The 23,170-nt window shown below is 71.8% G+C and carries 2 protein-coding genes; both read right to left on the bottom strand.

Annotation, left to right across the window (positions count from 1 at the left end):
- Positions 1–20 precede the first annotated feature (20 nt).
- A complete protein-coding gene (locus J8403_RS39440; RefSeq protein WP_211127351.1) occupies positions 21–6,641 on the bottom strand; it encodes a type I polyketide synthase in 6,621 nt (2,206 codons plus the stop codon).
- Positions 6,642–6,669: 28 nt separating this feature from the next.
- Positions 6,670–23,154, bottom strand: coding sequence for a type I polyketide synthase (locus tag J8403_RS39435; RefSeq protein ID WP_211127350.1), 16,485 nt, complete (start codon positions 23,152–23,154; stop codon positions 6,670–6,672).
- Positions 23,155–23,170 lie beyond the last annotated feature (16 nt).

The following is a 23,170-nucleotide window of genomic DNA, read 5'->3' as shown; positions in this document are numbered from 1 at the left end:
GGTCACGCGGGGCCGGGCGGTCACGATGTGCCGAACTCCCGGTCGATGAGCTCGAACATGGCTTCGTCGGTCGCGGTGTCCACGTCGAACTCCTCGTCCTCGTCGGCGGGTGTGGCGCCTTCGGCGGTTTCCCACTGCTCGACCAGTAGCTGGAGGCGGGCCAGCACCGTGGCGTGGGTCGTGGCGTCGGGGGTCACCTCGGCCAGGGTCGCGGCCACGGTGTCGAGCTCGGCCATCAGCATCTCGGAGGTGTCGACCTCCTGGCCCAGTTCGGCCAGCAGATAGCGGGCCAGTGGCGCGGGGGCGGGATGGTCGAAGATGAGGGTGGCCGGCAGCCGCACCCCGGCGCGGCGGGAGAGCCGGTTGCGCAGCTCCACGGCGGTGAGCGAGTCGAAGCCGATCTCCTTGAAGGGCTGGTTCGGTTCGATGAGGTCGGCCGAGGCGTGGCCGAGGACGGCGGCGGCCTCCTGCTGGACCAGGTCGAGCAGGATCTTCTCCTGCTGGCCGGCGGTCGCCCTGGCCAGCCTGCTCACCAGGTCGTCCGTGTCCGCAGCCGCGTTGTCGACGGCCCGGCGGGGGGCTCGGACGAGGGCGCGCAGCAGTGCGGGCAGCGAGCCGGATCCGGCCAGGGCGCGCAGTGCGGCGAAGTCCATGTGGGCGGGGACCAGCACGGTGTCGGGTCCGCGCAGCGCGGTGTCGAAGAGTTCCATGCCCTCGGGTACGGAGAGGCCGAGCATGCCGCCCTTGGCCATGCGCCGCTGGTCGGAGTCGTCCAGGTGTGCGCTCATGTCGGTGACCTGTTCCCACAGGCCCCAGGCGAGCGAGGTGGCGGGCAGCCCCCTGGCGAGGCGGTAGCGGGTCAGTGCGTCGAGGAAGGCGTTGGCTGCGGAGTAGTTGCCCTGGCCCGGGGAGTCGAAGGTGCCCGCACCGGAGGAGAAGAGGAGGAACGCGGCGAGGTCGAGGCCGCGGGTCAGCTCGTGCAGGTTGAGCACTGCGTCCACCTTGGGACGGAACACGGCGTCCAGCCGTTCCGGCGTCAGGGTGGTGATCACTCCGTCGTCCAGCAGGCCGGCGGTGTGCACCACGGCGGTCAGCGGGGCGTCCTGGGGGATCGAGCCGAGCAGTGCGGCCACCGCCTTCCGGTCGGCGAGGTCGCAGGCCGCCGTGCGCACGGTGGCTCCCAGCGCGCTGAGCTCGTCCTCCAGCTCCGGCATTCCCGCGGCGGCCCTGCCGCGGCGTCCGGCCAGGACGACGTTGCGCATCCCGTGTTCGGTGACCATGCGCCGGGCCACCAGGCGGCCCAGGGAGCCGGTGCCGCCGGTGACCAGGACGGTGCCGGTGGCGTCGAGGGGGCGGGGCAGGGTGAACACGTTCTTGCCGATATGCCGTCCCTGGCTCATGTACCGGAAGGCGGCGGGGGCGTTTCGTACGTCCCAGGTGTTCAGCGGCAGCGGGTGCAGCGCTCCCCGGTCGAACAGCTCGGTCAGTTCGCGGAGCATCTCCCCGATCCGGTCGTTGCCCGCCTCGTAGAGGGAGAACGCCTGGTAGGAGACGCCGGGATGGGTGGCTGCCACCTCCTCGGGGCTCCGCAGATCGGCTTTGCCCATCTCCAGGAACCGGCCTCCTCGGGGCAGCAGCCGCAGCGAGGCGTCCACGAACTCCCCGGCCAGGCTGTCCAGCACCACATCGACGCCCCGGCCCTGGGTGGCGTCCAGGAAGCGCGGGGCGAAGTCCACCGTGCGCGAGTTGGCGAGCCGGTGTTCGCCGATTCCGGTGGCGCGTACGGCGTCCCATTTGGCGGTGGCGGCGGTGGCGAACACCTCGGCGCCCCAGTGCCGGGCGAGCTGTACGGCGGCCATGCCGACCCCGCCGGCGGCGGCGTGGATCAGTACGGACTCACCGGATCGGAGCCCCGCGAGGTCGCGCAGCCCGTAGTAGGCGGTGAGGAACGCCATCGGCACGGTGGCGGCCTGCTGGAAGGACCAGCCGTGCGGGATCCTGGCCACGGTGCGGTGGTCGGCCACGGCCAGCGGGCCGACGGCGTCGGGGAACAGCCCCATCACCCGGTCGCCGACGCCGATCCCGTCCACTCCGGGACCGATCTCGGTGACCACTCCGGAGCCCTCGTTGCCGATGGTGGCGTCGACCCTGTTCATGTCGAGGGCGACCAGCACGTCCAGGAAGTTCAGCCCCGCCGCCCGGACCTCGATCCGGACCTGACCTGCGGCCAGTGGCTCCAGCGCGGCGGGCGCGGGGCGCAGGGCCAGACCTTCGAGGGTGCCGTCGGTGCCGGGCTCCAGCCGCCAGGCCGCCGCGCCCGCGGGTACGGCCGGCGCGCCGGTGGTGTCCGCGCGGGTCAGCCGTCGGGCGTAGCGGATGCCGTCGCGCAGGGCCAGTTGCGGCTCTTCCTCGGTGAACACGCTGGACAGCAGGGCCAGGGACGGCTGCGCCCGGTCGGTGTCGACCAGGGTGATCCGCCCGGGGTTCTCGGCCTGGGCGGACCTCAGCAGACCGCATACGGCGGCGGCGGTGGGGTCGGTCAGCTCCCGGTCGTGGTGCACGGCCACCGCGCCGTGGGTGAGCACGAGCAGCCGGGTGTCCTCCAGTTCGGATGCGGCCAGCCAGGTCTGCAGCAGTTCCAGCACCCGGCCGGTGGCCTCCCGTACGCCGCTCGCGCTCGGCTCCTGGTCCTCGCCGGCCAGGTCCGGGAGCAACGTCTCGGGGGCGAGGTCCGGGAGCGACGTCTCGCGCGTCAGGTCCAGGAGCAGCACTTCGGGCACGCCCAGGTCGGCGGTCTCGGCCAGTTCCCGGATGTCCTCGGCGGTCGCCACCGGTACGGGGTGCGGTGTGTCCGCTGTGGTGGCGGGCGCCGGAAGCTCGTCCCAGCCGACACGGAACATCCGCTCCCGGGCCGGGGAGGCTCCGGTGTCCAGCAGTTCGGTGGCCACCGGCCGGGAGACCACCGATCCGACGGCGGCGACGGCCGCGCCGCCGGTGTCCGCCAGCTGAAGCGCCACCTCCTCGGGGCCGTTCGGCGTGATGTGGACGCGCAGGGCGGACGCTCCGGCGGCGTGCAGGGCGACGTCCCGGTAGGCGAAGGGCAGCGCCAGCGTGGCCTGCTCGGCACCCAGGTCACGGAAGGCGATGGCGTGCATGGCGGAGTCGAGCAGCACCGGGTGCAGGCCGAAGCCGTCCGCCGAGAGCCCCTGGTCCTCGGCCAGTGCGACCTCGGCGAACACCTCCTCGCCCCGGGTCCACACCGCGCGCAGGCCCCGGAAGGCCGGTCCGTAGCCGTATCCAGCGGCCGCCATGTCCTCGTACGCCTCCGACACCCGCTCCGGGTCCACTGGCACCGCCCCGGCCGGTGGCCACTGGGTGAGGCCGGTGTCCGGTGGGGTGGTAGTGGCGGCCGGGGCCAGGACACCGGTGGCATGTCGCGTCCAGGCCGCCCCCGGTGTGCTTCCCTCCGCGCGGGAGCGCACGGAGAGCGGGCGCCGCCCGGCGTCGCCCGCCTCGCCCACGAACACCTGGAGGCGGGCGCTGTCGCCCTCGGACAGGGTGAGCGGTGCCTCGATGACCAGCTCTTCCACCACACCACAGCCGACCTCGTCACCGGCGCGCACCGCCAGCTCCACGAACGCCGCCCCGGGCAGCAGCACCGTGCCCGCCGCCGCGTGGTCGGCCAGCCACGGATGCGTGCGCAGCGACAGCCGGGAGGTGAACAGCACACCGCCGGACTCGGGGAATTCGGTGACCGCGCCCAGCAGGGGGTGCTGGGCCGGTTCGAGGCCGAGCCCGGCCGCGTCGCCGAAGCTCTCGGTCGATTCCAGCCAGTAGTGCTGGTGCTGGAAGGCGTACGTGGGCAGCTCGATCCGGCGCGGCTCCGCCCCGGCGAACACCGTCGACCAGTCCACCGGGAGCCCGCCCACATGGCCCTCGGCGAGGGAGGCCAGGAACCGCCGCGCACCCCCTTCGTCGCGTCGCAGTGAGCCCACGGCCACCGCGTCGGCCCCGGCGTCCTCGAACATCTGCTGTAGGGCTGTCACCAGCACGGGATGGGCGCTGGACTCGACGAAGAAGCCGAATCCGTCGGCGAGGAGTTCGCGGACGGCGCCCTCGAAGTTCACCGGCCGGCGTGCGTTGCGGAACCAGTACTCGGCGTCCAGTTCGCCGGTGTCGAGCACACCGCCGGTGACCGTCGAGTAGAACGGGATGTGTCCGCGGCGCGGAGCGATGTCGGCGAACATCGCCAGGATGCGGTCCCGCAACGGGTCGACCTGGGCGCAGTGGGAGGCCACCGTCGAGCCCACCACCTGCGCCCGGATCCCGTCGGCCTTGCAGCCGGCCACGAATTCCTCCAGCGCGGCCACCTCGCCCGCGACGGTCACCGCCGAGGGGCCGTTGCGTCCGGATATCACCAGCCGCTCGCCCCAGGCCGCCAGCCGCTTCTCCACGGCGTCGGCCGACAGCGCCACGGAGGCCACCGCGCCCTTGCCCACCAGTTCGTCGGCGAACAGGGCGCTGCGCAGGACCACGATCCTGGCCGCCTCCTCCAGGGACAGCGCCCCGGCCACATAGGCCGCCGCGATCTCTCCTTGGCTGTGGCCGACCACCGCCGCCGGTTCGACTCCGGCCGCCGCCCACGCCGCCGCCAGGGACACATGCACCGCGAACAGCGCGGGTTGCAGAATCTCGATGCGGTCCAGGGAGGGCGCTCCGTCGGCACCCCGGATCACATCGGTGACGGACCAGTCCAGGAGACGGCCCAGCGCGTCGTCGCATTCGGCGAACCGGGTGGCGAACGCCGGTGAGGAGAAGAGCAATTCGGCCGCCATGCCCCGCCACTGGGAGCCCTGGCCGGGGAAGACGAAGGCGATGTGCCCGGTGGCCGGGCCGGTACCGCGGATCACCTCGGGTGCGGGGGTGTTCTGTGCCAGGGCGGTCAGGCCGCGCAGCGCGCCGTCCCGGTCGGCGGCCAGCACCACGCCGCGCTGCTCCAGCGCCGCGCGCCCGGAGGCCAGCGACCAGCCGAGGTCCGGCAGGGCCACCGCGGGGCGTTCGTCCAGGAACGACAGCAGGCGCCGCGCCTGGGCGCGTAGTCCCGACTCGCCCCGCCCGGACACCAGAAGCGGCACCGGGACATCGTGGCCAACGTCGAACAACGGCGATGTCGGAGAGGACGGCGCCGGATCGGTGGCGGCGGCGGTTTCGGCAGCCGAGCCAGTGGTGGGGTCGGGTTCGGTGGGCTGGGGGGACGGGGCCTCTTCGAGGATCACATGGGCGTTGGTGCCGCTGATGCCGAAGCCCGATACGGCGGCCCGGCGCGGTCGTTCCGTCTCCGGCCATGGCTGTTCGCTGGTCAGGAGCTCCACGGCGCCGGCCGACCAGTCCACCTGGGGCGTGGGCGCGTCCACGTGCAGGGTGCGGGGCAGCAGGCCGTGCCGCATCGCCATCACCATCTTGATCACACCCGCCGCACCGGCGGCCGCCTGGGTATGGCCGATGTTCGACTTCACCGACCCCAGCCAGAGCGGGCGATCACGGTCCCGGCCGTACGTGGCCAGCAGGGCCTGCGCCTCGATGGGGTCGCCCAGCGCCGTACCCGTGCCGTGTGCCTCCACCACGTCCACCTCGGCGGCCGAGAGTCGCGCGCTGCTCAGCGCCCGGCGGATGACGCGACGCTGCGAGGGGCCGTTGGGTGCCGTGAGGCCGTTGGACGCACCGTCCTGGTTGACCGCCGAGCCGCGCACCACCGCCAGCACCGGGTGTCCCGCGCTGACCGCGTCGGACAGGCGCTCCAGCAGAAGCACACCGGCGCCCTCGGAGAACCCGGTGCCGTCCGCCGAGGCCGCGAACGCCTTGCACCGGCCGTCGGGGGCCAGTCCGCGCTGCCGGGAGAAGCCCACGAAGGCGTCGGAGGCCGCCATCACGGTGACCCCACCGGCCAGCGCCATCGAGCACTCCCCCGCGCGCAGCGCCTGCGCCGCCAGATGCAACGCCACCAGCGACGACGAACACGCCGTGTCGATCGTCACGGCGGGGCCTTCGAGGCCGAGTGCGTAGGAGACCCGTCCCGACAGCACGCTTCCCGCGCCACCGGTGAGGATGAAGCCCTCCAGCCCTTCGGGTACCTCGGCGAGACCGGCGCCGTAGTCGTGGAACGCGATACCGGAGTAGACACCGACGTCCTTGCCCCGCTTGCTGGTCGGGTCGATCCCGGCGCGCTCGAACACCTCCCAGGACAGTTCCAGCATGATCCGCTGCTGGGGGTCCATCGCCACGGCCTCGCGGGGCGAGATGCCGAAGAAGCCCGCGTCGAATTCGCCGGCGTCGTGCAGGAATCCCCCTTCCGTGGCATAGCTGGTGCCGGGGTGGTCCGGATCGGGATGGAAGAGGTTGTCGAGGTCCCAGCCGCGGTTCACCGGAAAGCCGGAGATGCCGTCACCGCCGGTGGACACCAGCTCCCACAGCTCCTCCGGGGTGCTCACCCCGCCCGGCAGCCGGCAGGCCATGCCGACGATGGCGATGGGAGCGGAGGTGGCCGCGACCGCCTTGTCGTACTCGTGCTTCAGCCGGGCGTTGTCCTTCAGCGAGGCGCGCAGGGCTTCGACGATCTGTTCACTCTGGCTGCTGCTGCTCATGGCTGCTCCCACCGCTTCGAGTGCGCGATCACAACTGGGTTCCGTCGAATGCCCGTTGGACCAGTCCGGCGATATCCATTCCATCGATCAGGTCGAGCTCTTCGTCGGCGGACGGCCGACTCCCGTTTCCCTCGGTCGCATCCGTCCTGGCCAGCGACCGCAGCGCGTCGAGCACTCCGGCCTCGCGGAACCGGCTGAACGGCACGGAGGCCAGGACGCGGCGGATCTCCTCCTCATCGGCCTCACTGACCTCGTCGTCGTCCTGGTCTCCGAGGAGTTCGGTGCGCAGGTACTCCACCAGCGCGGCGGGCGTGGGGTAGTCGAAGACGAGAGTGGCCGACAGCCGGGTGCCCAGAGCGGCGCCGAGGGTGTTGCGCAGGTTCACCGCCGCCAGGGAGTCGAACCCCATCTCCTGGAAGGCGCGTTGCGGTTTGACGGCCTCGACACCGCTGTGTCCCAGTGCGACGGCCGCGTTCTCGCGCACCACCTTCATCAGCGCGCGTTCCCGCTCGGCGTCGGAGCCCGCGGCCAGTTCGCGCAGGAAGTCCGAGGCGGACTCGTCGGTGGCCTCGTCCGCCCTAAGACTGTCGACGATCTCCTGAACGCCCGGTAGGTCACCGATCAACGGACTGGGCCGCAGCGAGGTGAAGGCCGGAACGAACGCCGCCCAGTCGATGTCCGCCACGGCCACCAGCGTGTCGTCATGGCGCACGGCGTGTGTCAGGGCCGCCATGGCCGCCTCGGGCGCCATGGGCAGCACCCCACGGCGGCGCAGCTGCTCCTGGGCGGTGGCGTCGGCGGCCACACCGAAGCCGTCGATCACACCCCAGGCCACCGAGGTGGCCGTCTGCCCCCTGGAGCGGCGACGCTCGATCAGGGCGTCGAGCTGTGCGTTGGCCGCGCCGATCAGTCCTTGGCCGCCACCGCCCCAGACGCTGGCGACCGAGGAGAACACCACGAACAGGTCCAGCTCCCGATCGGCCAGGAGCGTGTCGAGATGGAGCAGACCGTCGGCCTTGGCCGCCAACGTCCGGGCCAGTTCATCGGCGCTGGTGGCGTCGGTCTGGGCGATCCGTGCGAGGTCGGCGGTGTGGACGACGCCGGTGACCTCGGGATACGCGGCGGGGCCGGTGAGCAGCCGCTCGACCGCGTCCCGGTCGGTGAGGTCCGCCGGGCACACCGTCACCTTGGCGCCCTGACCGCTCAGCTCGTCCCGCAGGGCCACCACATCCGGCGCCTCCGGATCCGGCGCCTGCGGATCGGTCCCGACGGTCAGCACCAGGTGTTCGGCACCGGCACCGGCCAGCCAGCGCGCGGCGTGTCGGCCCAGACCCTCCGTACCGCCGGTGACCAGGATGGTGCCACGCGGCCGCCACTCCGGCTTGGCCACGGCGGCGGGCAGTGGATGGCCCCGCATCCGTCGTACGAACGCGCCCGTGGCACGGATCGCGAGCTGGTCCTCATCACCCGGATCGGCCAGCGCGCCGAGCAGGGTCCGGGCGGCCCGGTCGTCGAACACGTCCGGAAGGTCCACCAGCGCCCCCCAGCGGTCCGGCTGCTCCAGCGCCACGGCCAGGCCGAGTCCCCAGACCGCCGCCTGTTCGGGGGCACTGAGCCGGTCCGCCGCTCCGACACTCACCGCGCCTGTGGTGGCGCAGTACAGACGGTGGCCGGAGCCCAGGTCGCCGAGAGCTTGCACCAGGGCCAAGGTGGCCGCGACACCCTCGGTGAGCGTCGCGGAGCCGGGACGTTTGCGCTGGTCGAGCGCGAGCAAGGACAGCACTCCACCGATGTCCTCATGGTCCGCCAGCACGCCACGCAGCGTCTCGGCGAGGGCGACGCGGTCCGCCGATTCGGCTCCGCCGAGCCGTAGCGTCGTGGTGCGCAGACCCTGGCGATTCAGCGCCGGGGCCACCTGGGCCGCGTAGTCCTCGTCGCGGCAGCCGTACGGCAGGACGACCAGCCAGGTGCCGGTGGGTACGCCGGAGGCGGCACCGGGAAGCGGCTTCCAGGTGACCTGGTAGCGCAGCCGGTCGGCCGCGGACTTCTCACCGCGCTTGCGTCGCCAGTCCGACAGCACGCCCAGCGCGCCGCCCACGGCGTCCAGCGCGGCGCGGTCGTCCTCGCCGTCGGCCAGGTCCAGCGCCTCGGCCACCGAGCCCAGGTCCTCGCGTTCGACGGCGGCCCAGAACCGGGCGTCGTCGGTGTCGTCGGAGGAGTCGGGGCTCTGGTGAGCGGCGGGCCGGGTGTCATGGAGCCAGTAGTGCGCACGCTGGAAGGCGTACGTGGGCAGATCGGGGAGGTGGACGGGCGGAACGGCACCGCCGAACAGGGCGCCGAAGTCGATACGTACGCCTGCCACATGGAGTTGGGCGACGGCGGACAACAGCGCACGGACCTCATCGCCCTCCCGCCGCAGGGACGGCACCACCACGGACTCCGCGGCCGCCGACTCTTCCGGCAGACAGTCACCGACCATCGCGGACAACACCGCGTCCGGCGCGAGCTCCAGATACGCGCTCACTCCGTAGTCGGCGAGTGCTCGCACTCCATCCGAGAACCGCACGGCCGAACGCACATGTTCCACCCAGTACTCCGGCGAGCACACCGTCTCCGCATCCGCCAACGCACCCGTCACGTTCGACACCAAGGAGATCACCGGCGCCGAGAACGACAGATCAGCGATCGCTGCCCGGAACTCCTCCAGCATCGGCTCCATATGGGCCGAGTGGAACGCATGCGAAACCGCCAGCCGCCTCGTCCGACACCCCCGCGCCGATAGCTTTTCCGCCACCCGCAACACCGGCTCCTCATCGCCGGAAAGGACCACGGCCGCAGGCCCGTTCACTGCCGCTATGTCCACCCCTGCCACCAGCAGCGGCCGCACCTCCTCCTCACCCGCGCCCACCGCCACCATCGCACCGCCCTCCGGCAGCGCCTCCATCAACCGACCCCGCGCCGCCACCAACACCGCCGCATCCGCCAACGACACCACACCCGCCACATACGCCGCCGCCACCTCACCCACCGAATGCCCACCCACCACATCCACCACCACACCCCACGACTCCACCAACCGGAACAACCCCACCTCCACCGCAAACAACCCCGCCTGAGCAAACACCGTCCGCTCCAACAGCTCCCCATCCCCGAACACCACCTCCCGCACCGAACCCGACACACCACCCGCACCCAACTCCCGGTCCAACGCCTCACACACCACATCAAAAGCCTCCCGGAACACGGGGAACACCTCATACAACCCACGCCCCATCCCCACCCGCTGACACCCCTGACCAGCGAACAACACCCCCAACCGACCACGCACCACCGAACCCGACACCACACCCGCAGACGACTCACCCCGCACCACCGCACCCAACCCCGCCAACGCCTCCTCCCGATCCCCCGCCACCACCACCGCACGATCCGACAACCCCGCCCGACCACAACCCAACGCGAGCGCGACCTCGCCGAGATCCTGGTTCGGCCGCTGAACCAGGAAGGACAGCAACCTCTGCGCCTGAGCACGCAGCGCGCCCTCGCCTCGCCCGGACACCGGAAGAAGCGCCAGACCACCGGGCGGCTGCGGAGCAGAGGGGGCGGGCTCGGGTACGTCCAAGGGCTGTTCCAGGATGACGTGGGCGTTGGTGCCGCTGACCCCGAACGCGGACACCCCGGCCCGGCGCGGGCGCCCCACCTCCGGCCACGCCCGCTCCCCGGTCAACAACTCCACCGCACCCGCCGACCAATCCACCTGCGGGGTCGGCTCATCCACATGCAACGTCCTCGGCAACACCCCATGCCGCAGCGCCAACACCATCTTGATCACACCAGCCACACCCGCAGCCGCCTGCGCATGACCAATATTCGACTTCAACGAACCCATCAGCAGCGGCCGCTCACGATCCTGGCCATACGTGGCCAACACCGCCTGCGCCTCGATCGGATCACCCAACGGCGTACCCGTCCCATGGGCCTCGACCGCATCCACATCGGCCGCCACCAGCCCCGCAACCGACAACGCCCGCCGGATCACCCGCTGCTGCGACGGACCATTCGGCGCCGTCAACCCATTCGACGCACCATCCTGATTCACCGCACTGCCCCGCACCACCGCCAACACCCGATGGCCAAGACGCTCCGCATCCGACAGCCGCTCCACCAGCAGCACGCCCGCGCCCTCGGCCCACCCCGTGCCATCCGCCGCGGCCGCGAACGACTTGGATCGGCCATCCGGGGCGAGCCCACGCTGACGGGAGAACTCCACGAAGGCGTCCGGCCCGGCCATCACCGTCACCCCACCGGCCAGCGCCATCGAGCACTCACCCGACCGCAACGCCTGCGCCGCCAAATGCAACGCCACCAACGACGACGAACACGCCGTATCCACCGTCACCGCAGGACCCTCGAACCCCAGCACGTACGACACCCGACCCGACAGCACACTTCCCGCGCCGCCGGTCATGAGGTAACCCTCGGAGCCGTCGGGAGCCGTGTCGAGGCGGCTGGCGTAGTCGTGGTTGACCATTCCGGCGAAGACACCGATGTCATGGCCGCGGAGCGAGGCCGGGTCGATCCCGGCCCGCTCCAACGCCTCCCACGACGTCTCCAGCAGCAGCCGCTGCTGCGGATCCATCGCCAGCGCCTCACGCGGTGAGATCCCGAAGAAGTCGGCGTCGAACTCGGCCGCGTCGTAGAGGAATCCGCCTCGCCGCGCATAACTGGTCCCGGCGTGGTCCGGGTCCGGGTCGAACAGGTTCTCCAGATCCCAGCCACGGTCCACGGGGAAATCCCCGATGCCCTCGCCCCCGGCCGTAACCAGCTCCCACAGGTCCTCCGGCGAGGACACGCCGCCCGGCAACCGGCACGCCATCCCGACGATCGCGATGGGCTCCGTGGGGTCGCTCGCCGCCCATGCCGATCCGGTCGGGCCGGTGTCCCGTCCGAGAAGCCGGGCGTGCAGGAACGACGCGAGCGCGGCCGGTGTCGGATAGTCGAAGGCGAGTGTGGTCGGCAGCTCGGCGCCGGTCAGGTCGCGCAGGCGGTTGCGGAGCCGGACCACGTTCAGGGAGTCGAAGCCGAGTTCCTGGAAGGCCCGTTCGCCGTCGATCGTCGACGCGTCGTCATGTCCCAGCACCGCGGCCGCGCTGCTCAGCACCACATCCAGGGCCAGCAGGTGGCCCTCGGCCTCCGTGCCGGCCTTCAGTCGCTCGGCGAAGGCCGTGGTGCCGCCGCCCGGGGTCACTGCCTCCTCCGGCGGCAACCGTCGTGCGGGAAGCAGCTGACCTGCCGTAGTGGCGTCCGATACGGGGGCGTCGGGCCAGTACCGCCGGTGCTGGAAGGCGTAGGTCGGCAGGTCGACCCTGCGCCGAGAGGCCCCCGAGAGCAGCGCGGTCCAGTCGACCGGAACGCCACGGACGTGCAGCCGGGCGAGCGCGGCCACGGCGGCGACCGGATCGGCCTGTTCGCCGTGCAACGTGGCCACGAACATGGCCGGGTCGGCACCGTCGCCCAGCGCTTCCTGCGCCATGGCGGTGAGGACACCGTCGGGGCCCAGTTCCAGGAACGTCGTGGTGTCCCCGGCGTGGAGCGCACTGACGCCGTCGAGGAAACGGACGGTCCTGCGGGCGTGCTCGACCCAGTAGTCCGGGGAGCACAGCTGGTCGGGGGTGGCCCAGTCGCCCGTGACGTTGGAGACGACGGGCACCGTCGGAGGCGCGTACGACAGCCCGGCGGCGACGGCGCGGAACGCCTCCAGCATGCCGTCCATATGCGCGGAGTGGAAGGCATGGCTGACCCGCAGCCGCTTGGTCCGGTACCCCTCGGCGGCGCATTTCCGCTCGACGGCCACCACGGCGTCCTGGTCGCCGGAGACGACGACGGAAGCGGGCCCGTTGACCGCGGCGATGTCCACGGCGCCCGGTTCATCGGCCAGCAGAGACCGCACCACGGCCTCGGGAGCGTTGAGCGCGACCATCGCGCCAGCGGGCAGGGCCTGCATCAGCCGCCCGCGCGCGGCCAGCAGCGCGGCGGCGTCATCGAGTGACAGCACGCCCGCCACATGGGCCGCGGTCAGCTCTCCTACGGAGTGGCCGGCGAGGGCGTCGGGGCGCACTCCCCAGGACGCGTACAGCCGGAACAGCGCGGTCTCCAGCGCGAACAGCCCCGCCTGGGCGTACACCGTCCGGTCGAGCAGTTCCGCTTCGGGGGATCCTGGCTCGGCGAACACGACGTCCCGGACGGGGTGCGCGACATGCCCGGCGTCGACCAGATGCCGGTCCAGTTGCGCACAGGCCGCGTCGAAGGCTTCGCGGAACACGGGATAGCGCGCATGCAGCTCCCGGCCCATGCCCCCGTACTGGCTGCCCTGTCCGGTGAACAGCACCGCCAGCCTGCCGGGACTCGGCACACCTCGCGCGACCGGACCATCGCTCGGCCCCATGATGGCGTCCAGCCCGCTCAGCAACTCCGCACGCCCCACGCCCACGACCACGGCCCGGTGGTCGAATACGGCTCGTGTGGTGATGAGCGAGTGGGCGATGTCGCCCGGGTCGACTTCCGTGTGCCGGCGGGCGAAGTCCGCGAGCCGGGCCGCCTGGCCGAACAGCGCGTCGGCGCTCCTGGCCGAGATCACCCACGGTATGGCGGGGAGCGCGTCCGGGTCCGCCGCGACGGGCTCGGGGGCGGTGGCAGTGGCGGGCTCGGTGGCAGTGGCAGGCGCCTGCTCGACGATCACATGGGCGTTGGTGCCGCTGACGCCGAACGCGGACACTCCGGCCCGGCGCGGGCGTTGCGCCTCCGGCCAGGGCCGTTCCTCGGTCAGCAGTTCCACCGAACCCGCCGACCAGTCCACCTCCGGGGTGGGTGCGTCGACGTGCAGCGTACGCGGCAGGACACCGTGCCGCATCGCCATGACCGTCTTGATCACACCGGCCACACCCGCGGCGGCTTGGGCATGGCCGATGTTGGACTTCACCGAGCCCAGCCACAGTGGCCGGTCGCGGTCCTGTCCGTAGGTGGCGAGGATGGCCTGCGCCTCGATGGGATCGCCCAGTGCCGTTCCCGTGCCGTGCGCCTCGACCACGTCCACCTCGGCGGCCGACACACCCGCACTGGCCAGTGCCTGCCGGATGACGCGCTGCTGCGACGGTCCGTTCGGCGCCGTCAGACCGTTCGACGCACCATCCTGGTTGATCGCACTGCCCCGCACCACCGCCAGCACCTGGTGGCCGTTCCGCTCCGCGTCCGACAGCCGCTCCAGCAGCAGCACACCCACACCCTCGGCCCACCCCGTGCCATCGGCCGCGGCGGCGAAGGGCTTGCACCGGCCGTCGACCGACAGTCCGCGCTGGCGGGAGAAGTCCACGAAGGCGTCCGGCCCGGCCATCACCGTCACCCCACCGGCCAGCGCCATCGAGCACTCCCCCGACCGCAACGCCCGCGCCGCCAGATGCAACGCCACCAACGACGACGAACACGCCGTGTCCACCGTCACCGCGGGACCCTCCAGGCCCAGGGCGTAGGCCACGCGCCCGGACAGGACGGCCGCGGAGACGCCGGTGATCCGGTGTCCCTCGACCTCGTCCGGAACGTGGCGCAGGCGGATCGCGTAGTCCTGGGTGTTCATGCCGGTGAACACGCCGATGGCGCTGCCGCCCACCGTGGTCGGGTCGATCCCGGCCCGCTCGAACACCTCCCATGAGGTCTCCAGCAGCAGCCGCTGCTGCGGATCCATCGCCAGCGCCTCACGCGGTGAGATCCCGAAGAAGTCGGCGTCGAACCCGGCGGCATCGGGCAGGAAGGCGCCGTGCCGGACGTAGGAGGTGCCGGGGTGGTCCGGGTCGCGGTCGTAGAGCGCCGACAGATCCCAGCCACGGTCGTCCGGGAAGTCGCCGACGGCATCACCGCCCTCGCTGATCAGGCGCCAGAAGTCCTCGGGACTGTTCACCCCGCCCGGGAAGCGGCAGCTCATCGCCACGATGGCGATGCCATCGTCCGATGCCTTGTCCGCAGGTGCCGGGGCGGCGGGGGTGCTCGGCGAGCCCAGCAATTCGGTGTGCAGATGGCTGGTGAGGGCCCGCGGGCTGGGGTGGTCGTAGAGCAGGGTCGAGGGCAGCCGGAGCCCGGTGGTCGCGTTGAGCCGGTTGCGCAGTTCCACGGATGTCAGTGAGTCGAAGCCCAGATCCCGGAAGGCACGTGCGGCGGCGAGACCGTCCGCCGAGGAGTGCCCGAGCACCTGGGCGGCATGGCGTGTGACCAGGTCCAGCAGCATCTGCTCCCGTTCGGCGGGGTCCGCTGACTCCAGCCGTCGTACGAGGTCGGTCCGCGGCAATTCCGTACGGCTCACGACCCGGCGGCCTGGCGGCACCAGCTTGTGCAGCAGAGGGACGACCGGGGTGGTAGTGGCGTGGGCGCGCAGGCCCGCGAGGTCCAAGCGGGCCGCCACCAGTGCGGGCGCGGCGCTGCGCAGACCGGCGTCGAACAGCGCCAGACCGGTCTGCTCCGACAGGGCGGTCATCCCGAAGCGCCGGGCGTGCTGGCGCAGGTCGGCCGCGGTGAGATGGGCCGTCATCTCGCTGCTGAGCGCCCAGTGGCCCCAGGCGAGCGCGGTGGCCGGGAGCCCTGCCGCCCCGCGCTGCCGGGCCAGTGCGTCCAGGAAGGCGTTGGCCGCCGCGTAGTTGGCCTGTCCGGGGTTGCCGAAGACGCCCGCGGCCGAGGAGAACACCACGAACGCCGCGAGGTCCATGTCGCGCGTCAGCTCGTGCAGGATGAGGGCCGCCTCCGCCTTGGGGCGCAGGACGGTGTCCAGCCGTTCGGGTGTCATGGCGGTGACCACGCCGTCGTCCAGGACCCCGGCGGTGTGGACGACCGCCGTCAGGGGAGCCTCGCCGGGAAGCGCGGCCAGCAGCTCCGCCACCGCGGTCCGGTCACCGATGTCGCAGGCCACGGTGCGTACGGACGCGCCCAGCGCGCCCAGTTCGGACTCCAGCTCCGCCATACCTTCGGCGGCACCGCCACGGCGGCTGACCAGCAGGAGGTTGCGCACGCCGTACTCGGCCACCAGGTGCCGGGCGAACAGCCGGCCCAGTGCACCCGTGCCACCGGTGACGAGAACCGTACCCGCCGGGTCCAGCGGCCGCCGTGGCCCTTCCTCATCCCGCGTCGCGCGCACGAGCCTCGGTACGGATGCCGCCCCGGCGGTGATGGCGATCTGCGGTTCGCCGGTGGCCAGCGCGGCGGGCAGCAGCGCGCCGGAGGCGGCGTCCTCGTCCATCGCCACCAGGACCAGCCGGTCCGGGGCCTCCGACTGTGCCGAGCGCACGAGCCCCCAGACCGCCGCACAGATCGGGTCGGTGACCTCGCGGGTGACGATGACCAGCCGCGCATCGGTCTCCGGCACGGCCAGCCACGCCTGGACCCATTCCAGCGCCTGCGCGGTCAGCGCCCGGAGGCCGTGCGTGGTGTCCGCCAAGTCCACGCAGAGGAAGGGCGGTACGTTCCCGTGGGCGGTGAGCGTCGTCAATTCGGCCGGGCTCGTGACCGTCGCCGTCGCCGGATCCGAGGTGGCGAGGGCGGATGCGGCCGACGCGACCGGGAGGGGGCACCACTCCACCTGGAACAGTCCGTCCTGCGGATCTGTCCCGGCGCCCGACAGCAGCTCGTCGGCGGGGAGTGGCCGCGACATCACCGAGCCCACGGAGCCGACCGCCCGACCTGCGGAGTCCGCCAGCTCCAGCGCCACACCCCCGTGACCGTCCGGGCTGATCCGGGCACGGAGTGCGGTCGCCCCGGTCGCGGACAGCGACACCGCGCGGTAGGCGACGGGCAGCGCCAATGCCTCACCGTAAGTGTCAGCATGTGTGTCGGCGTGTGTGACGGCGTGGCATACGGCTTCCAGCAGTGCGGGGTGCAGTGTGCAGCGCTCCGCTTCCTCGTGCTGGTCGTCGGCCAGTTCCACCTCGGCGAAGATGTCGGTGCCACGGGTCCACGCCGAGCGCAGGGCACGGAATGCCGGACCGACGCCCCGTCCGCCCTGTGCCATGTCGTCGTACACCTGGTCCACATCGACGGGTGTGGCTCCGGCCGGCGGCCACAGCGCAAGGTCGATATCGGGTGCGGTGGTGGTCTCGGCGAGGGTGCCCGTGGCGTGTCGGGTCCAGTCCGTCCCGTCCGACCCGTTGCCCTGCCGCCGGGAGTGGACGGTGAGTCGTCGCCGGCCGGAGTCGTCCGCCCCACCGACGACCACCTGGAGCTGCACGCTCATGCTCTCCGTCAGCACGAGCGGGGCCTCGATCAGCAATTCGTCGACGACACCGCAGCCGACCTCGTCACCGGCACGTACCGCCAGTTCCACAAAGGCCGATCCTGGGAGGACGACCGCACCGGCCACCGTGTGGTCGGCCAGCCATGGGTGAGTGCTCAGCGACAGTCGGGAGGTGAACAACACCCCGTCCGTGTCGGGCAGTTCCACCCATGCGCCCAGCAGGGGGTGCTGAGCACCGGCGAGACCGACGGCGGTCACCTCACCGGATCGGTGGCCACTCTTGAGCCAGTAGTGCTGGTGCTGGAAGGCGTAGGTCGGCAGCTCCAGCGCGGCATGCGCCGGGATGTCGCCGAGCAGCGCGGTCCAGTCGACGGGGACACCGCGTACGTACGCCTCGCCCAGGGACGTGAGCACGCGACGCATGCCACCCTCGTCCCGGCGGAGGGTGCCGGTCACCACGACCGGCCCGGCGTCCGCCTGCTCCGCTGCCGCCTCGATGCTCATCGTCAGCACCGGATGCGCACTCACCTCAACAAACGCCCGGAAGTCCTCCTCCAGCAGACGCTCGAGGGACGGCGCGAACCGGACGGTACTCCGCAGGTTGCGGTACCAGTACCCGGCGTCCAACTGCGCCGTATCCACCCATCCCGCCTCCACCGTCGAGAAGAACGGAATACGGGACGACACCGGCCGGATCTGCGCCAACGACCGGGCAAGCTCCTCCTCCACCGCCTCCACCTGTGCTGTATGCGAGGCGTAATCCACATCCACCCACCGCGCCCGCACCCCCGCACCCTCGCACTCCGCCACCAGCTCCCGCAGAGCCTCCACCTCACCGGCCACCACCACCGACGACGGCCCATTCACCGCCGCCACCTCCACCCGGCCCGACCACCCCTCAACCAGCCGCCCAGCCTCGTCCTCCCCCACCGCCAGCGACACCATCCCCCCACGACCCGATAGCCCCGCCGCGATCGCACGACTCCGCAACACCACCACCCGCGCCGCATCCTCCAACGACAACCCACCCGCCACACACGCCGCCGCAATCTCCCCCTGCGAATGACCCACCACCCCACCCGGCACCACACCAGCCGCCAACCACACCCGCGCCAACGACACCATCACCGCAAACGACACCGGCTGCACCACATCCACCCGATCCAACGACACCCCACCCACCCCCACACCCCGCACCACATCCACCAACGACCACCCCGTCAACGGATCCAACACCCCCGCACACTCCCCCAAAGCCTCCGCGAACACCCCACACGACTCCAGCAACTCCGCACCCATACCCACCCACTGCGCCCCCTGACCAGGGAAAACAAACACCACCCGGCCCCGGACATCCGCCGCGCCTGCCCCGCCGCCCTCCGCCACCGCCGCCAGCCCCGCCAACGCCTCAGCCCGGTCCCCAGCCACCACCACCGCACGGTCCGACAACGTTGCCCGACCGGACGTCAGCGCCGCCCCCAGCTCCACCACACTCACACCCGGGTGGCCCTCGACGAAGCCCAGCAACTGCCGCGCCTGCGCCCGCAACCCCGCATCACCACGCCCCGACACCACCAATGGCACCACACCACCCGGCACCTCCGGCATCGGGACACCATCCCCCGACCGGTCCGGAGCCTGCTCCAAAATCACATGCGCGTTCGTCCCACTGACACCAAACCCCGACACCCCAACCCGACGCGGACGCCCCACCTCCGGCCACACCCGCTCCTCGGCCAGCAGCTCCACCGCACCCGCCGACCAATCCACCTGCGACGACCGCTCATCCACATGCAACGTCCTCGGCAACACCCCATACCGCAACGCCAACACCATCTTGATCACACCAGCCACACCCGCAGCCGCCTGCGCATGACCAATATTCGACTTCAACGAACCCAACCACAACGGACGCCCCTCAGACCGATCCTGGCCATACGTCGCCAACAGCGCCTGCGCCTCGATCGGATCACCCAACGGCGTACCCGTCCCATGGGCCTCCACCGCATCCACATCGGCCGCCACCAGCCCCGCAACCGCCAACGCCCGCCGGATCACCCGCTGCTGCGACGGACCATTCGGCGCCGTCAACCCATTCGACGCACCATCCTGATTCACCGCACTACCCCGCACCACCGCCAACGCCCGATGCCCAAGACGCTCCGCATCCGACAACCGCTCCACCACCAACACACCCACACCCTCGGCCCACCCCGTGCCATCCGCCGCGGCCGCGAACGACTTGCACCGCCCATCGACTGCAAGCCCACGCTGACGGGAGAACTCCACGAAGGCGTCCGGCCCGGCCATCACCGTCACCCCACCGGCCAGCGCCATCGAGCACTCACCCGACCGCAACGCCTGCGCCGCCAAATGCAACGCCACCAACGACGACGAACACGCCGTATCCACCGTCACCGCAGGACCCTCGAACCCCAGCACATACGACACCCGACCCGACACCACGCTCGCCGAGGTGCCGGTCATCAGGTGGCCTTCCAGACCGGCCGGTGTGTCCGCTCCTTCGGTGGAGCCGACTCCGTAGCTCTGATGCATCATCCCGGCGAAGACGCCCACGTCCTGGCCTCGTAACGAGCCCGGATCGATTCCGGCCCGCTCCAACGCCTCCCACGACGTCTCCAGCAGCAACCTCTGCTGCGGATCCATCGCCAGCGCCTCACGCGGCGAAATCCCGAAGAACCCCGCGTCGAACTCCCCGGCGTCATAGAGAAAGCCGCCCCGCCGCGCATAGCTCGTCCCCGCGTGATCCGGATCCGGGTCGAAGAGGTTCTCCAGATCCCACCCCCGATCCGCCGGGAATTCCCCGATCCCCTCACCCCCTGCCAGAACCAGCTCCCACAACTCCTCCGGCGAGCCGACCCCACCCGGCAATCGGCAGGCCATCCCCACAATCGCGATCGGATCGTCGCCCGCGCCAGAGCCCGCGGCCGAAGCAGGAGCCGAAACCGCAGCGGTCGGCGGCCCCGATGCCACTGCCGTACTACCGCCGCCGAGCAGCTCCCGCCGCAGCATGCCCCCCAACGCCAGCGGTGTGGGATGGTCGAAGGCGGAGGTGGCGGGCAGGCGGAGCCCGGTGGCCTCGCTCAGCCGGTTGCGCAGCTCCACCACGGTGATCGAGGTCAGGCCGAGGTCGGTGAAGGCCCGCTCGGGCTCGACGGCCTCCTTGTCGGCGAGGCCCAGCAGGTCGGCGAGGTGTGCGCGGACGAGGTCGGTGAGCAGCCGGCCCCGGTCGGCTTCGTGCGCATCCGTGAGCCGCTCCCGCAGTGCGACCGCGGCGGCCTCGTCCACGGTGGCGGTACGGGCCGGGACGTCGATCAGGTCCCGCAGCAGCGGGGAGGACGTCCCGGTGGGCACGGCCGTCGAGTCGAGCTTCATGGCGACGAGTTGGGCCTGGTCCACGGCCAGGGCGGCGTCCAGCGCCGCGAGCGCCTGCTGCGGGTTCAGGGCACCGGTCGTCTCGTCGGTCTCCCCTTCCCACGGCCCCCAGGCGATGGACTGGGCCGGTATCCCGCGCATGCGCAGATGCTGCGCGTAGGCGTCGAGGAAGGCGGCGGAGGCCGCCTCGGTGGTCTCCCCCGCCGCGCCGAGCAGCCCCTTGGTCGAGGAGGACAGTACGAACGCGGTGAGATCGGCGTTCCGGGTGAGCTCGTGGAGTGTTCTGGCCTCGGCGGCCACTCGCGCGTCGGACGGCTCGTCCACGGCCTCCCAGGCATGCACGACCACGCTCAAGGAGCTCCCCGCCTTGGCCAGCGCGCGCCTCAGCTTCGTGCGGTTGTCCAGGTCGCATTCGACGAGCCGCACATCGGCCCCGGCGTCGGTGAGCTGGGCGCACAGCTCAGCCGCCCGCCCGCCCTGCCCTGGCGGGGCGATCAGCAGCAGTCGGCGGACACCGTAACCGGCCACCAGGTGCCGGGCGATGGCGGCGCCGCGCCGGGTGTCCACTCCGGTGACGACCGCGGTGCCGTGCGGGTCGAAGGCCACGGAGGTGTCCCGCTCGGCGTCCCAGCCCAGGCCCACGCCCAGGCCCACATCCGGCCCCACGCCCACACCCAGGCCCGCGTCCAGCGCCACCCGTTCGAGCCGTGGCAGCAGCACCACGCCCGAGCGCACCGCGCTCTGTGGCTCTCCCGAGGCCACCGTGGCCACCAGGGCGGAGACAGACGCCTCGTCATCCGGCTCGTCGAGGTCGACGATGGCGATACGGCCGGGATGAGCGGCCTGCACGGACCGCACCAGCCCCCACAGCGCGGCCTGTCCCGGATTCCGCAGGTCCTCGCCCGTGGTGGTGGCCACGGCACTGTGGGTCAGCACCACCAGCAGCGCATCGGACAGTTCGGCGGAGGCGAGCCACGTCTCGACTTCCCTCAGAACCACCTCCGTCGCGGTGGCGCGCCCGGAACCCTGAGCGGTGGCGTCGGCCGCGGTATCCACAACAGCCGCTAGCAGGGCCACGGCAGGCGGGGGGCTGCTTCCGGCGGCCACCGCCGCCCCCAGCCCATCCGTGTCGAGGTGCTCGACCGGCTCGATGCCGGTGGCCCGCAACAGGCCGACGAGCCCCGTATCCGGCTGTCCGAGCAGGGCCCACCGACCGGGCCGGGGTTGGGAGGCGGTCGGCTGGGAGGCGGTCGGCTGGGGGATCCAGTTCGTGCGGAAGAGCGCGTCGTGGTAGGTGTTGCCGACCGCGCGCAGCCGTGCCGGGCCGTCCAGGAGCCGGTGCCGGGTGACCTTTCCGGTCGTGGTGCGCGGGATCCGCGCGATCTCGTACAGCTCCTCGGGGACCTTGAAGTACGACAGCCTCTCCCGGCACAGGGCGAGCGCCTGGGCCGGATCGAAGCCACCGGGCGCCGGGACGATGAAGGCCACGGGGACTTCGCCGAACACCTCGTGCGGCTTGCCGACCACGGCGGCGTCGGCCACGCCGGGTGCCATCCGCAGGACGTCCTCCACCTCGACGGGGTGGATGTTCTCCCCGGCGCGGATGATGAGTTCCTTGAGCCGCCCGGTGACCGTGAGATAGCCGTCCCGGTCGCGGCGGGCGAGGTCGCCGGTGTGGAACCAGCCGTCCCGTAGCGCCTCGGCGGTGGCTTCGGGCTGGTTGTGGTAGCCGGCCATGATGTTCGGGCCGCGGACCCACACCTCGCCCTCGGTCCCGTCGGGCACGTCCAGGCCGGTGCGGTGGTCGACCACCCGCAGGGCGAGGCCGGGGACGGGGAGTCCGCAGGAGCCCTCGACCCGGGCCCCGGTCGGCCAGTTGATGGCGATCGAACCCGAGGTCTCGGTGCTGCCGTACGCGTCGATGAGCGGCGCCCCGAAGGCCTCCTCGACCGAGCGCCGCAGCGCCGCGGTGGTCACGGCGCCGCCGACCAGGCCCACCCGCAGCTCCGGGGCGGTGAACCCGGGCGCCTTGGAGGCGCGGACGAGGAAGTGGTACAGCGTGGGGACCCCGGCGATGACCGTGGAGCGCTCCTGGCCCCACTGCTCCAGCACATCCTCGGCGGAGTGTCCGTCGGTGATCCGGGCGGTCGCTCCGACAGCCGTCACGGCCAGCACGCACACGATGTGGGAGAGGCTGTGGAACAGGGGCAGCGGCCAGAGCACGCGGTCCTCGGCGGTGAGGCCGAGCGCGGGTACGTACGACGCGGCGACCGACCAGAGACAGTTGCGCTGGGTGGCGAGCACGCCCTTGGGCTTGCTGGTGGTGCCGGAGGTGAAGAGCATCCAGGCGATGTCGTCGAGCCCGTGGTCGTCGCGGGCCGGTGTGCCCGGCTCGGTGGTGGCGAACCGTTCGTAGGACAGACAGCCCGGGGGGACCGGATCCTCCCCCACGACCAGCACGGTCGGCGGGCTCGTCCCGGGTGACAACCGGCGCAGCAGCGGCAGGTGGGCGGAGTCGGTGATGACGACCTGGCTGCCGCCGGCGGAGAGCAGATGCTCCAACTCGGCCTGGGAGACATGCGGATTGACCGGGACGCCGATGCCACCGGCGCGGACGACGGCGAAGTAGCTCTCCACCATCTCGACGCGATTGCCGAGGTACATGGCCACACGGTCACCCGGCAGCAGACTCAGTCCGGCCAGATGGCCGGCGAGGCGGCGGGTGCGCACCTCCAGTTCGCGGTAACTGATGGCGCGACGGGCGTCGATGTAGGCGGTTTTGTCGCCGAAGCGGCGGCTCTGCTCGGTGAGGAGGTCCTGGATCGGGCGGATCAGTTCGGCGCGCAGCATGCACCTCTCCCCTCCC

Origin of the sequence: Streptomyces yatensis (assembly GCF_018069625.1) — a bacterium.
In the GTDB taxonomy this organism is placed as follows: domain Bacteria; phylum Actinomycetota; class Actinomycetes; order Streptomycetales; family Streptomycetaceae; genus Streptomyces; species Streptomyces yatensis.
Note: the sequence above shows the minus strand (reverse complement) of the source record. Positions and strands in the feature narration are given on the sequence as shown.

What these genes read in the sequence shown, in the direction of transcription:
- J8403_RS39440 (WP_211127351.1), bottom strand. Translation starts at nt 6,641, where the DNA reads ATGAGCAGCAGCAGCCAGAGTGAACAGATCGTCGAAGCCCTGCGCGCC.
- J8403_RS39435 (WP_211127350.1), bottom strand. Translation starts at nt 23,154, where the DNA reads ATGCTGCGCGCCGAACTGATCCGCCCGATCCAGGACCTCCTCACCGAG.